This window comes from Streptomyces sp. NPDC048001 (assembly GCF_043203115.1).
Classification (GTDB): domain Bacteria; phylum Actinomycetota; class Actinomycetes; order Streptomycetales; family Streptomycetaceae; genus Streptomyces; species Streptomyces sanyensis.
Window position 1 is genome coordinate 23,807 of sequence record NZ_JBIDBN010000019.1, and the last position, 14,091, is coordinate 37,897.

The following is a 14,091-nucleotide window of genomic DNA, read 5'->3' on the forward strand; positions in this document are numbered from 1 at the left end:
CCCTCGGCGTGGCGTAGCGTCGCCGGGGCGCGGAGCGCACCGCGCCCCCGACACCAGCACTCCCACCAGGACCGGCGATCCACGTGAGCTCCTCCTCCACCACCGGGCGTACGCCGTCCCCGCAGCGGGCACGGCAGGGTTCCCCCCCGCGCCCGCAGGGGCACAAGGGGAGGCCCCCGGGCGCGTACCGGCTGGTGCGCACCCCGCCGGCCCCCGTGGACCCCCCTGTTCTGGACGCAGCGCAGCGCGCGGTGGTTGACCACGGCGAGGGTCCGCTGCTGGTCCTCGCGGGGCCGGGCACCGGCAAGACGACCACCCTGGTGGAGGCGGTCGCCGAGCGGATCGCCCGGGGCGCCGACCCGGCGCGCATTCTGGTCCTGACCTTCAGCCGGAAGGCGGCCGTGGAACTGCGCGACCGGATGGCGCTGCGCCTCGGCGGCGCGCACGGTCCCCAGGCCACCACCTTCCACTCCTTCTGCTACGCCCTCGTCCGCGCCCACCAGGACGCCGAGCTCTTCGCCGAGCCGCTGCGCCTGCTCTCCGGCCCGGAGCAGGACGTCGCCCTCCGCGAGTTGCTCGCCGGCCACATCGACCTGGAGCGCCTCGGGCTGGACGCCGTGCGCTGGCCCGCGGAGCTGCGTGCCTGCCTGACCACCCGGGGCTTCGCCGACGAGGTGCGCGCCGTGCTCGCGCGCAGCCGCGAACTCGGACTCGGACCCGAGGCCCTGGCCCGCTTCGCCGCCCGCACCGGCCGCCCGGACTGGGCCGCGGCCGCCGGCTTCCTCGCCGAGTACCTGGACGTGCTCGACATGCAGGGCGTGCTCGACTACGCGGAGCTGGTGCACCGGGCCGTGCTGCTCGCCGAGCGCGAACTCTCCCCGGCGGACCTGCCCTACGACGCCGTCTTCGTGGACGAGTACCAGGACACCGACCCGGCGCAGGTGCGGCTGCTGCACGCCCTGGCGGGCGGCGGGCGCACCCTGGTCGCCTTCGGCGACCCCGACCAGTCGATCTACGCCTTCCGCGGCGCCGACGTCGGCGGCATCCTCGGCTTCCCCGACGCCTTCCCCCGGCGCGACGGCCGCCCCGCGCAGGTCGCCGTGCTCGGGACGTCCCGGCGCAGCGGGGCCGCGCTGCTGGAGGCGACCCGCCTGCTCACCGCGAGGATGCCGCTCACCAGGCTCCCCGCGGAGCGCGTCCGGGCGCACCGGGGCCCGGACGCGGTCCGCGCGGGGGGCCGGGTCGAGGCGTACACCTACCCCACGGCCTCCGCCGAGCTGGACGGGATCGCCGACCTGCTGCGCCGCGCCCATCTGGAGGACGGCGTCCCGTGGCAGGAGATGGCCGTCCTGGTGCGTGCCGGGGGCCGGACGATCCCGTCGCTGCGACGGGCGCTGATCTCGGCGGGCGTGCCCGTGGAGGTCTCCGGCGACGATGTGCCCCTGCGCCACGAGTCGGCGGTCGCGCCCCTGCTCACGGCCCTGCGGGTGGCGGCGTACGGGGCGCTGGCCCCGACACCGGGGGGCGGGGCGCCGGAGGGCGGCGCCGCGGCCGACGGCGGAGCCGCGCCGGCGGACGCCTCCGGAGCCGGGCCCGGCGCCCCCGGGGCGGGGGGCGACGCTCATGGCCCCGGGCCCGACGTCCCCGGGGCCGGGCCCGGCGGAGTCGAGGCGGAGACCGTCATCGCGCTGCTGACCTCCCCGCTCGGCGGCATGGACACCTCCGACCTGCGCCGCCTCGGCCGGGCCCTGCGCGACGAGGAGCGGGCCGGCGGCAACCGCGTGCCGCCCCCCTCCGACACGCTGATCGCCCGCGCGGTCGCCGAGCCCGAGCGCCTCGTGGCCCACGACCCCGCCTACGCGCGGGGCGCCTCGCGCCTCGCCGCGCTGCTGCGCGCCGCCCGCCGGACCCTGGAGGGCGGCGGCACCGCCGAGGAGGCGCTCTGGCTCCTGTGGGACGGGACCCCCTGGCCGCAGCGGCTGGAGCGGGCGGCCTTCCGCGGCGGCGCGGCCGGCCGCAACGCCGACCGCGACCTGGACGCCGTGTGCGCGCTCTTCGAGACCGCCGCCCGGGCGGAGGAGCGCACCGGCGGACGCGGGGCCCTGAACCTCATCGAGGAACTCGACGCACAGGACATCGCCGCCGACACCCTCACCCGGCGGACGGCCCGCCACGACGCCGTGCGCCTGATGACCGCCCACCGCTCCAAGGGCCTGGAATGGCGGCTCGTCGTGGTCGCCGGGGTCCAGGAGGGGCTCTGGCCGGACCTGCGGCGCCGCGGCTCGCTGCTGGAGGCGGACCGGATCGGCCGGGACGGCCTGGCGGAGCCGCTGACCCCCGGCGCCCTGCTGGCCGAGGAGCGCCGCCTGTTCTACGTCGCCGCGACCCGGGCCCGGGACCGGCTGGTGGCCACCGCGGTGAAGGCGCCCGCGGACGACGGCGACCAGCCGTCGAGGTTCCTGTCCGAGCTGGGCGTGGAACCGCGCGACGTGACCGGCCGGGCCCGCCGCCCGCTGGCCGTCGCCCCGCTCGTCGCCGAGCTGCGGGCCACCACCGTCGACCCCCAGGCGTCCCCGGCCCTGCGGGACGCCGCCGCGCGGCGCCTGGCGCGGCTGGCCGCGCTCGCCGACGAGGAGGGCCAGCCGCTCGTCCCCACCGCACACCCCTCCCGCTGGTGGGGCATGGACGAACCGACGCGCAGCGCGGTGCCGCTGCGCGACCGCGACCGCCCCGTCGCCCTGTCCGGCAGCGCACTGGACCAGCTGGCCAACACCTGTGCGCTCCAGTGGTTCCTGGGCCGGGAGGTCAAGGCCGACGCGCCCGCCACCGCCGCCCAGGGCTTCGGCAACGTCATCCATGTGCTGGCCGACGAGGTCGCGTCCGGCCGCAGCCCGGCCGACCTCGCGGTGCTGATGGAACGGCTCGACGCGGTCTGGGACGGGCTCGTCTTCGACGCGCCGTGGAAGTCCGCCCAGGAGAAGGAGCACGCCCGCGCCGCGCTGGAGCGCTTCCTGCACTGGCACGTCCTGGACCGCGGCGAGCGGCAGCCGGCCGCCACGGAGCACGAGTTCGACGTGACACTGGACGCGGGGGGCGTCCAGGTCCGGGTGCGCGGCTCCATGGACCGCGTCGAGCGGGACGCCCAGGGCCGCGCCTACGTCGTGGACTTCAAGACCGGCAGGCAGGCGCCGACCCGGGACGAGGTCGCCCGCCATCCCCAGCTCGCCGTCTACCAGCTCGCGGTCCGCGAGGGCGCCGTCGACGAGGTCTTCGACGGCACCCGGCCCGGGCCCGGCGGCGCCGAGCTGGTGCACCTGCGCCAGGCGGCACCCGCGAAGGAGGGGGGCGAAGCGCTGCCCAAGGTCCAGCGGCAGGAGGCGCTCGACGGCGACTGGGTCGGCGACCTGCTGGCGACCGCGGCCGGGCGGGTGCTGGACGAGCGCTTCACCCCGTCCGCGGGCCGCCACTGCGACCACTGCGCGTTCACCAGCGCGTGCAGCGCCCGCCCGGAAGGCCGCCAAATAGTGGAATAATCGGTGTTTTGCGGCATATGGCCCCCTGTGGGGCGCTCGGCGCCCCTCCAATGAAGGTCCACGGCAGCCCCCTGAGGGCTGCACAGGCGGATCTTCGAGGAGTGACATGGTGGCCACGAGGAAGGCCCTCGCCCTGGCGGTCGCGTGCATCGGCACCGCCACCGCGCTGGCGGGCTGCTCCGGCGGCGACGCCCGCGCCGGTGCCGCGGGCGGGCGCAAGGAGCCGGTGGCGGCGACCGGCGGGGCGACCTCCGGCCCGTTCCGGGGCCTGACCGCCGACCGCATCGCCGACCGCGCGCTCACGACCACCCGGCAGGCGGGCGCCCTGCGGATGAAGGGCGGGGTGCGCAGCGAGGGCGAGGCGGTGACCGTGGACCTCGCCATGGACGACCGGGACAACTGCACCGGCCACCTCGGCGTCCGCGGCGGCCGGGCCGACCTGCGGCGGCTGAGCAGCGTCCTCTACATCAAGGGGGACGCTGCCTTCTGGCGGGCCTCGATGGGCGAGCGCGCGCAGACGGCACCCGGCGGCGGCGGGGAGACGCTGGTGGAGCTGATGAAGGACCGGTGGATCAGGATGCCGCCCGGAGCCGTCGAGGGCATGCGGGGCGTGTGCGACCTCGACGAGACCGTCGCCCGGCTGGACGAGGACCGCAGGGAGCGCCCCGGGATGACCCTCGGCGAGGAGACCGAGATCGACGGCGTACCGGCCGTGGCGCTGGTCAGGCGCACCGGCTACGAGACCACCACCGCCTACGTCGCCACCGAGGGCAGGCCCTACCTGCTCCGGGTGGTCAAGGCGGGCGGGGACGAGCCCGGCACCCTGACCTTCTCCGGCTTCGACCGCCCGGTGGAGGTGAGCGCACCGCCCGCCGGCGAGATCGTGGACCTGGAGGAGCTGGGCGGCGCGGACCCCTTCGACGCGGGCCCCTCCGGCGAGGCCACCGAGGACCCCGGCGAGGACCCCGGCTCCACGCCGCCACCGGAATCCGATCCGGCACCGGACCCCGACCCGTACCCGTCCTCCGACGGCGGCACCGGGGAGGACCCCGATATCCCGGGCGACACCGGCACCGGCCCCGACACCGGTACGGGCTTCGAGGCGGCCACCCGGCCCGGAGGCGCCTCGGTCTCCTGAGCGGGGCGCCCCTGGCGTGGCACACCGCGCCCCCGTGCCCCCCCCGCATCCCCGGCCGGGCGCCCCTGCCGTCCCGCACCGCGCCCCCGCCCCCGCGCCCGCGCCCCCGCCCCCGCGCCCCGGCGCCGCCGCCCGCCCGGTCCGGCTCCCCGCACGGAGCCCGGACCGGGCGGGGGAGCGACCGGGGGCGGACCGCGGGGACGGACGGTGTCGGCGCTCCCCGTTAGCCTCTCCGGGTGCCCCCACGCATCAGCGACCCCGAGCAGCTCAAGGAACTCCTCGGGATCCCGTTCACCCCGGAGCAGACGGCCTGCATCACCGCGCCGCCCGCGCCGCAGGTCGTCGTGGCCGGTGCCGGGTCCGGGAAGACGACGGTCATGGCGGCCCGGGTCGTCTGGCTGGTCGGCACCGGGCAGGTCGCACCGGAGCAGGTCCTCGGGCTCACCTTCACCAACAAGGCCGCCGGGGAACTCGCCGAACGGGTCCGCACCGCCCTGGTGCGGGCCGGGGTGACCGACCCGGACCCGGTCGACCCGGACGATCCGCCCGGCGAACCCCGGATCTCCACCTACCACGCCTTCGCCGGGCAGCTGCTCACCGACCACGGGCTGCGCATCGGCCTGGAACCCACGGCCCGCCTGCTCGCCGACGCCACCCGCTACCAGCTCGCCGCACGCGTGCTGCGGGAGGCCCCCGGCCCCTACCCGGCGCTCACCCGCTCGTTCCCCGCCCTCGTGAGCGACCTGCTCGCGCTGGACGCCGAACTCGCCGAGCACCTGGTCCCCCCCGAGCGGCTCGACGCCCACGACGCCGCCCTGCTCGACACCCTGGCCGCCGCCCGGCTGACCAACGCCGACCTGCGCAAGGTCCCCGAGACCGCACGGGCCCGCCGGGAACTCCTCGACCTCACCCTCCGCTACCGGGCCGCCAAGCGCGCCCGCGACCTGCTCGACTTCGGCGACCAGATCGCCCTGTCCGCCGAGCTCGCGCTCACCCGGCCCGAGGTCGGGGCGCTGCTGCGCGAGGAGTTCCGGGTGGTGCTGCTCGACGAGTACCAGGACACCTCCGTCGCCCAGCGGCTGCTGCTCTCCGGCCTCTTCGGGAAGGGGACCGGCCATGCGGTGACCGCGGTGGGCGACCCCTGTCAGGCGATCTACGGCTGGCGCGGCGCCTCCGTGGCCAACCTCGACGACTTCCCCCGGCACTTCCCGTTCGCCGACGGCACCCCCGCGGCCCGCTTCGCGCTCGGCGAGAACCGCCGCAGCGGGGGCCGCCTGCTCCGGCTCGCCAACGGCCTGGCCGCTCCGCTGCGGGCCATGCACGAGGGAGTGGAGGCGCTCAGGCCCGCTCCCGGCGCCGAGCACGACGGCCTCGTGCGCTGCGCCCTGCTGCCCACCCACGCGGAGGAGGTCGCCTGGCTCGCCGACTCCCTCGCCCACCTCGTCCGCACGGGCACCGCACCGGGGGAGATCGCCGTGCTGTGCCGCACCGCGGGCGACTTCGCGGAGATCCAGGCCGCGCTCGTCGCCCGCGAGGTCCCGGTGGAGGTCGTCGGGCTCTCCGGGCTGCTCCATCTGCCCGAGGTCGCCGACCTGGTCGCCGTCTGCGAGGTCCTGCAGGACCCCGGGGCCAACGCGCCCCTGGTCCGCCTGCTCACCGGCCCCCGCTGGCGCATCGGCCCCCGCGACCTCGCCCTCCTCGGCCGCCGCGCCCGCCTGCTGGTCCACCGCGACGACGGGGACGACGACCCCGGGCGCCGCCTGGCCGCCGCCGTCGAGGGCACCGACCCGGCCGAGGTGGTCTCCCTGGCGGACGCCCTGGACACCTTCCTCGACTCCCAGGGCGCCCCCGACGACCGGCTGCCCTTCTCCGCCGACGCCCGGGTCCGCTTCGCGCGCCTCGCGGCCGAGCTGCGCGAGCTGCGCCGGGGCCTGGCCGACCCGCTGATGGACGTCCTGCACCGGGTGCTCACGGCCACCGGCCTGGACGTCGAGCTGTCCGCCTCGCCGGGGGCCCTGGCCGCCCGCCGGCGGGAGACGCTGTCCAACTTCATGGACATCGCGGCCGGCTTCGCGGCGCTCGACGGGGAGAGCACCCTGCTGGCCTTCCTCGGTTTCCTGCGCACGGCGGCGCAGTACGAGAAGGGCCTGGACAACGCCCTGCCCGGCGGCGGCAACACCGTCAAGGTGATGACCGCGCACAAGTCCAAGGGCCTCGAATGGGACGTCGTCGCCGTCCCGGGCCTGGTCTCCGGCAGGTTCCCGAGCGAGGCGCCGCGCGAGGCGTGGACGGCGCAGCCCAAGGTGCTGCCGCACGGCCTGCGGGGCGACGCCGCGACCCTCCCGGCCGTCGGCTCCTGGGACGCCCGCGGGCTGAAGGACTTCAAGGCGGGCATGAAGGAGCACCAGCACACCGAGGAGCTGCGGCTGGGCTATGTGACCTTCACCCGCCCGCGCTCCCTGCTGCTCGGCTCGGGCCACTGGTGGGGCCCCGGGCAGAAGCGCCGCCGGGGGCCCTCCGGGTTCCTCCAGGCGCTCCACGACCACTGCGTGCAGGGCTTCGGGGAGATCGAGGAGTGGGCCGAGGAGCCGCCCGAGGACGCGGAGAACCCGGCCCTGGGGTCCGCCGTCGCGGACCCCCGGTGGCCGCTGCCGCTGGATCCCGGGGCGCTGGCGCGCCGCCGGGAGGCGGCCGCACGGGTGCTGGCGCACCTGGCGGCCGGGTCGGGCGGGCACGTCCCGGAAGGCACTGTGCCGGATGGGCACGCCCCGGCGGGCCCGGTGCCGGACGGGCACGACGACGGCGCCTGGGCCGCCGAGCCGCCCCCCGAGGAGGAGCCGCCCCCCGAGGACCCGCTCGCCGAGGACCCGTTCGAGGGCCCGTTCGCCGAGGAGCCGTTCGTCGGTGACGCGCTCCCGGACGATCCCTTCCCGGACGGCCCGTTCCCCGACGGTCCCTTGCCGGACGGCCCGTTCCCGGGCGAGCGCTCCGACGGCCCCCGCCCGCCCGCTTCCGGTGCCCCGGGCGGCCCCGACGCCCGCGCGGGGCTGGTCCCCGAGGACCCTGCCCCGGAGCGTCCGGAGCGTCCGGAGCACCCCGGCGCCCCCGCGGGCGCCCGGCCCCGCTCGGCGGTGCCCGCGGACCCCGTCGTCCCGCACCAGCCCTCCGCGCCCGCCGAGGAGTCCTCGCCCCCGGGCCCCGACGCGGCGGACGGTCCCGGGGGCCCCGGCCCCGCGCTCACGCCGGAGGAGGCGCGCGTCCTCGCCTCCTGGGACCGCGACCTGGACGCCCTCACCGGGGAGCTCCGGCGTGCCCGCGCGACGGTCCGCGACGTGCCCCTGCCCCCGTCCCTGTCCGCCTCCCAGCTGATGCGCCTCGCGGCGGACCCCGACGGCTTCGCCCGCGAGCTGGCACGCCCCATGCCCCGCCCGCCGCAGCCCGCAGCCCGCCGGGGCACCCGCTTCCACGCCTGGGTGGAGTCGCGCTACGAGGCCCTGCCCCTGCCCCTGCTCGGCCCGGAGGAGCTGCCCGGCGGCGACACCGCGGACCTGGACATCGCCGACGAGGAGGACCTCGCCGCCCTCAAGGAGGCCTTCGCCCGCACCGACTACGCCCGCAGGACGCCCTACCGGGTCGAGGCGCCCTTCCAGTTCACCCTCGCCGGGCGGGTGGTGCGCGGCCGGATCGACGCCGTCTACCGCACCGGCGGCCGCCCCGGTGCGGAGACGTACGAGATCGTGGACTGGAAGACGGCCCGCGACGGCCGCGCCGACCCGCTCCAGCTGGCGGTCTACCGGCTGGCATGGGCCGAGCAGCGGGGCGTGCCCCTGGAGGCGGTCACCGCCGCCTTCGTCTTCGTACGGACCGGGCAGGTCGTCCGCCCCGAGGGAATGCCCGGCCGCAGGGGGCTGGAGCGCATCCTGCTGGGTGGGACGGCCGACGGGGCCGACCCCCCGGACCGATAGGCTCAAGGGCATGAGCCAGACCCCGGACAGCGCCGTCCGCACCCATGTCCACCAGCAGCGCAGCGCTTTCCTCGACGACCTCGCCGAGTGGCTGCGCATCCCGTCGGTGTCGGCGCAGCCCGAGCACGCGGGGGACGTCCGGCGCAGTGCCGAGTGGCTCGCAGGGAAGCTGGCGGAGACCGGGTTCCCGGTCGCCGAGGTCTGGGAGACGCCGGGCGCCCCGGCGGTCTTCGCGCACTGGCCCTCGGACGATCCGGACGCCCCGACCGTGCTGGTCTACGGCCACCACGACGTCCAGCCCGCCGCCCGCGAGGACGGCTGGCGCACCGACCCCTTCGAGCCGGAGACCGTCGACGGGCGCCTGTACGCCCGCGGCGCGGCCGACGACAAGGGCCAGGTCCTCCTGCACACCCTCGGGGTCCGCGCCCACCTGGCCGCCACCGGCCGCACGGCCCCGGCCGTCCACCTGAAGCTGCTCGTCGAGGGGGAGGAGGAGTCCGGCTCGCCGCACTTCCGCGACCTCGTCGAACGCCGTGCCGACCGCCTGGCCGCGGACGCCGTGGTCGTCTCCGACACCGGCATGTGGTCCGAGGACACCCCCACCGTCTGCACGGGGATGCGCGGCCTCGCCGAGTGCGAGATCACCTTCCGCGGCCCCGACCAGGACATCCACTCCGGGTCCTTCGGCGGCGCCGTCCCCAACCCGGCCACCGTCGCCGCCCGGATCGTCGCCGCCCTCCACGACGAGGACGAACGGGTCACCGTCCCCGGCTTCTACGACGGCGTCCTCCCGCTGAGCGACGCGGAGCGGGAGCTCTTCGCGGAGCTGCCCTTCGACGAGGCGGCCTGGCTGCGCACCGCCCGCTCGCACGGCACCCTGGGCGAGAGCGGCTACTCCACGCTGGAGCGGCTGTGGGCCCGTCCCACCGCGGAGGTCAACGGCATCGGCGGCGGCTACCAGGGCCCCGGCGGCAAGACCGTCGTCCCCGCGTCGGCCGTGGTCAAGCTCTCCTTCCGGCTGGTCGCGGGGCAGGAGCCGGACGCCGTCGAGCGCGCCGTGGCCGACTGGGTGGCGGACCGGGTCCCGCCCGGCATCCGCCACGAGATCGCCTTCAGCGGGGCCACCCGCCCCTGCCTCACCCCGCTCGACCACCCGGCACTGGGGTCCGTGGTCCGCGCGATGGGCCGCGCCTTCGACGGCGCGAAGATCCGCTTCACCCGCGAGGGCGGCTCGGGGCCCGCCGCCGACCTCCGGGACGTCCTGGGCGCACCCGTGCTCTTCCTCGGCATCTCCGTGCCCTCCGACGGGTGGCACGGCCCGGACGAGAAGGTGGAGCTCGATCTGCTCCTCAAGGGCGTGGAGGCCGCGGCCCACCTCTGGGAGGACCTGGCACGGACCCTGCGCTGACCCGACCGGCACCGGCCGGGCACGGGGCCGCCCCGCCCCGAGTCCGGCCGACCGGAACCACCCGACCGACGCCACCTGACCCGAACCCGACGCGAGCCGACCCGGCACGACAGCCATCCACACCGGGGGAGTTGGAAGAAGACCGTGAGCACCGACCGCTACGCCACCGGGGCCCGCCCCGTCGGCCTGACCGCGCCGAGCGGCATCGACCGAGAAGCGCACCACCGCCTGGACGAGGCGTGGCTCGCCGCGGCGTGGAGTCATCCCGAGACCCGCGTCTTCGTGGTCTCCGGCGGCCAGGCCCTCGTCGACGACACCCCTGACGGGCGCACCGAGCTGGTGATGACCCCCTCCTTCGAGGCCCCTCTCACGGAGACCCACCGCTACTTCCTCGGCACCGACGAGGACGGGGTCCGGTACTTCGCGCTGCAGAAGGACACCCTGCCCGGGCGGATGGACCAGTCGGCGCGCCCCGCCGGGCTGCGGGAGGCCGGGCTGCTGCTCGGCCCGAGGGACGCCGGACTGCTGGTGCACGCGGTCGCCCTGGAGAACTGGCAGCGGCTGCACCGCTTCTGCTCCCGCTGCGGCGAGCGCACGGTGATCGCGGCCGCCGGGCACATCCGGCGCTGCCAGGCCTGCGGCGCGGAGCACTACCCGCGCACCGACCCCGCGGTGATCATGCTGGTGACGGACGAGGAGGACCGGGCGCTGCTGGGCCGGCAGGTGCACTGGCCCGAGGGGCGTTTCTCGACGCTCGCGGGCTTCGTCGAGCCGGGCGAGTCCATCGAGCAGTCGGTGCGCCGGGAGGCGTACGAGGAGGCCGGTGTGACGGTCGGCGAGGTGACCTACGTCGCCAGCCAGCCCTGGCCCTTCCCGTCCAGTCTGATGCTCGGGTTCACGGCCCGGGCCACCTCCTCGGAGATCCGGGTCGACGGAGAGGAGATCGAGGAGGCCCGCTGGTTCTCCCGGGACGAGCTGCGGGCGGCCTTCGAGTCGGGCGAGGTGCTGCCCCCGTACGGCATCTCCATCGCCTCCCGGCTCGTCGAGCTCTGGTACGGCAGACCGCTGCCCAAGCCGGGGGACGCGCTCTGAGAGGCCCCGGGCCCCGGGCGACGCGCTCTGAGGGCCCCGGGAGGCCCCGGGCGGGGCCGGTGCGGGGCCCGGCCGGGCATGCCGGGGCCCCGACGGCCGCTTCCCGGTTTCCCCGGGCCGTCGGGGCCACCGCCCGCCGGGTCCGACCCGGCGGGCGCTCAGGCGCTCAGGGCCTGCTTGACCTGGGCGAGGCTGGGGTTGGTCATGACCACCTCGGAGCCGCCCTGGGCGGGCACCACGCGGACCGTCGGAACCGTCTGGTTCCCCCCGTTCGCCTTCTCCACGAACGCCGCCGACTCCGCGTCCAGCTCGATGTTGACCTCGGTGTAGGCGATGCCCTCGCGGTCCATCTGGCCCTTCAGGCGGCGGCAGTAGCCGCACCAGGTGGTGCTGTACATCGTCACGGTGCCCTGCATCGTCTGTGCGCTCCTCGGGTCTGGCGGGGGCCCGGCCTCACGGCCGCGCCGCCGCGGGAACGCGGCGGCAGGGGGTAGAACGCCCGGGACGGCCCGGCGATTCCCGCCGCGGGGGTGGGATCGCGAGGGGCTCCGCGCGGACGCACGGCCCCGCCCGGACCGCGAGCCCCCTGCCCACCCGGCCGCCGCACGGGTGCCGCGCCCTCCGCCGCTCCCGTTCCGGACAGCCCGGTACGAACAATCGGCCCGCCCTGTGGACAACCCGGCGCACCCGCCCCGGCGGACCTGGCAGCATGGCGGGGTGACAGCAGCAACGCACTCCTCACTCTTCCCGCAGGTCCCCGAGACGGCCGACGCGGTGCTCTCCGGGCTCGACCCCGAGCAGCGCGAGGTCGCGACGTCCCTGCACGGCCCGGTGTGCGTGCTGGCCGGAGCCGGCACGGGCAAGACGCGTGCGATCACCCACCGCATCGCCTACGGGGTCCGGGCGGGCATACTCCAGCCCGCCAGCGTGCTCGCCGTCACCTTCACCAACCGGGCCGCAGGCGAGATGCGCGGCAGGCTGCGCCAGCTGGGTGCCGGGGGCGTGCAGGCCCGCACCTTCCACTCGGCCGCCCTGCGCCAGCTCCAGTACTTCTGGCCCAAGGCGGTCGGCGGGGAACTGCCCCGCCTGCTGGAGCGCAAGGTCCAGCTGGTCGCCGAGTCGGCGGCGCGCTGCCGCATCCGCCTTGACCGCAACGAGCTCCGGGACGTCACGGGCGAGATCGAGTGGGCCAAGGTCACCCAGACCGTGCCCGCGGACTACCCGGCCGCGGTCGCCAAGTCCCACCGCGACGCCCCCCGCGACCCGGCGGAGATCGGCCAGGTCTACGCGATGTACGAGCAGCTCAAGCGGGACCGCTCGGCCATGGACTTCGAGGACGTGCTGCTGCTCACGGTCGGCATCCTCCAGGACCGGCACGACATCGCCGACCAGGTCCGGCGCCAGTACCAGCACTTCGTCGTCGACGAGTACCAGGACGTCAGCCCGCTCCAGCAGCGGCTGCTGGAGCTCTGGCTCGGGGACCGGGACAGCCTGTGCGTGGTCGGCGACGCCAGCCAGACCATCTACTCCTTCACCGGGGCCACCCCCGACCACCTGCTGGACTTCCGCACCCGCCACCCCGACGCCACCGTCGTCAAGCTCGTGCGCGACTACCGCTCCACGCCCCAGGTCGTCCACCTGGCCAACGGACTGCTCGCACAGGCCCGCGGCCGCGCCGCCGAGCACCGCCTCGAACTGGTCTCCCAGCGTGATGCGGGCGCCGAGCCCGCCTATGTCGAGTACGCCGACGAGCCCTCCGAGGCCGAGGGCACCGCCCGCAGGATCCGGGAGCTGATCGACGCCGGGGTGCCGGCCGGGGAGATCGCCGTCCTGTACCGGGTCAACGCCCAGTCCGAGGTCTACGAGCAGGCACTCGCGGACGCGGGCGTGCCCTACCAGCTGCGCGGGGCCGAGCGCTTCTTCGAACGCGCGGAGGTCCGCGAGGCGGGTGTGGCCCTGCGGGGTGCGGCCCGAGCGGGCTCCAACGACTCCCTCCTGGACGACGCGGAGGGGCTGGCCTCCCAGGTCCGCGCCGTGCTCTCCACCAAGGGCTGGACCACCGAGCCCCCGGCCGGGTCCGGGTCGGTGCGCGACCGCTGGGAGTCGCTGGCCGCCCTGGTGCGGCTCGCCGAGGACTTCGCACGGGTCCGCCCGGCGGCCACCCTCGCCGACCTCGTGGCCGAGCTGGACGAGCGCGCCGCCGCGCAGCACGCGCCCACGGTCCAGGGTGTGACCCTCGCCTCGCTCCACTCGGCCAAGGGGCTCGAGTGGGACGCCGTTTTCCTGGTCGGCCTCACCGAGGGCATGATGCCGATCACCTACGCCAAGACGGACGAGCAGGTCGAGGAGGAGCGGCGGCTGCTCTACGTCGGCGTCACCCGGGCCCGTGTCCACCTCTGCCTGTCCTGGGCGCTCTCGCGTTCTCCCGGCGGGCGGGCCTCGCGCCGCCCCAGCCGCTTCCTCAACGGCCTGCGCCCGGGTTCGGCGGCGCCCGGCAGAAGGGGCGCCGGGGCAGCGGGCGGAGTCGAGCGCGGAGGCGGTCGCCGCAGGCGGCGCGGTCCGGTGCTCTGCCGGGTCTGCGGCAAGACGCTGACCGACGCGGGCGAGATGAAGCTGATGCGCTGCGAGGACTGCCCCTCGGACATGGACGAGGGCCTGTACGAGCGGCTCCGGGAGTGGCGGTCCGAGCAGGCCAGGGAGCTCGGGCAGCCCGCCTACTGCGTGTTCACCGACAAGACGCTGATGGCCATCGCGGAGGCGGTTCCCGGCAGCGAGGGCGAACTCGCCTCGATCTCCGGGGTCGGCGGGCGCAAGCTGGACCGCTTCGGCGCCGATGTCCTGGCCATCTGTGCAGGTGAGGAGCTTGAGACGGCCGAGGACGGGGACTGAGGCAAACTCGTCGAGAAAATAGTTTGCGCCCGCCCGGGCAGGCCCCATAGGTTCTTAACCACGAGA

At 76.4% G+C, this 14,091-nt stretch carries 7 protein-coding genes; 6 read left to right on the forward strand and 1 reads right to left on the reverse strand.

The genetic code is table 11. The features are described 5' to 3' along the window. Positions 1 to 83 precede the first annotated feature (83 nt). From ACGF15_RS27640 to nudC, 5 genes are all read left to right on the forward strand, one after another. The gene (locus ACGF15_RS27640) at positions 84 to 3,533 is read left to right on the forward strand and encodes an ATP-dependent helicase (RefSeq protein WP_392802869.1); all 3,450 of its coding nucleotides are present in this window, start codon (positions 84 to 86) and stop codon (positions 3,531 to 3,533) included. A 106-nt stretch (positions 3,534 to 3,639) separates the two neighbouring features. Beyond that, positions 3,640 to 4,671 carry a hypothetical protein gene (locus tag ACGF15_RS27645; protein ID WP_362610616.1) on the forward strand — a complete coding sequence of 344 codons (1,032 nt, stop codon included), beginning with the start codon at positions 3,640 to 3,642 and terminating at the stop codon, positions 4,669 to 4,671. 236 nt (positions 4,672 to 4,907) lie between these two features. Beyond that, complete coding sequence (locus ACGF15_RS27650) at positions 4,908 to 8,636, forward strand: UvrD-helicase domain-containing protein (RefSeq protein ID WP_392802872.1); 3,729 nt, start codon at positions 4,908 to 4,910, stop codon at positions 8,634 to 8,636. A 10-nt stretch (positions 8,637 to 8,646) separates the two neighbouring features. Beyond that, positions 8,647 to 10,044 (forward strand): dipeptidase, encoded by a 1,398-nt coding sequence (locus tag ACGF15_RS27655; RefSeq protein WP_392802875.1) that lies wholly within the window; start codon positions 8,647 to 8,649, stop codon positions 10,042 to 10,044. A gap of 144 nt (positions 10,045 to 10,188) precedes the next feature. Then, positions 10,189 to 11,136 (forward strand): NAD(+) diphosphatase, encoded by a 948-nt coding sequence (gene nudC / locus ACGF15_RS27660; protein WP_345612848.1) that lies wholly within the window; start codon positions 10,189 to 10,191, stop codon positions 11,134 to 11,136. A 158-nt stretch (positions 11,137 to 11,294) separates the two neighbouring features. Here the strand turns inward: nudC and ACGF15_RS27665 are convergent, their stop codons facing one another. Continuing rightward, positions 11,295 to 11,552, reverse strand: a complete 258-nt coding sequence (locus tag ACGF15_RS27665) for a mycoredoxin (protein ID WP_345612850.1) — start codon at positions 11,550 to 11,552, stop codon at positions 11,295 to 11,297. Between the two features lie 301 nt (positions 11,553 to 11,853). On the opposite strand from ACGF15_RS27665, the gene ACGF15_RS27670 reads away from it, so the two are divergent. Continuing rightward, the gene (locus ACGF15_RS27670) at positions 11,854 to 14,025 is read left to right on the forward strand and encodes an ATP-dependent DNA helicase UvrD2 (protein WP_345612852.1); all 2,172 of its coding nucleotides are present in this window, start codon (positions 11,854 to 11,856) and stop codon (positions 14,023 to 14,025) included. The last annotated feature ends 66 nt before the right edge of the window (positions 14,026 to 14,091 follow it).

Coding starts and splice junctions, on each gene's coding strand:
- ACGF15_RS27645 (WP_362610616.1), top strand. CDS start 3,640: ATGGTGGCCACGAGGAAGGCCCTCGCCCTGGCGGTCGCGTGCATCGGC.
- ACGF15_RS27655 (WP_392802875.1), top strand. CDS start 8,647: ATGAGCCAGACCCCGGACAGCGCCGTCCGCACCCATGTCCACCAGCAG.
- ACGF15_RS27665 (WP_345612850.1), bottom strand. CDS start 11,552: ATGCAGGGCACCGTGACGATGTACAGCACCACCTGGTGCGGCTACTGC.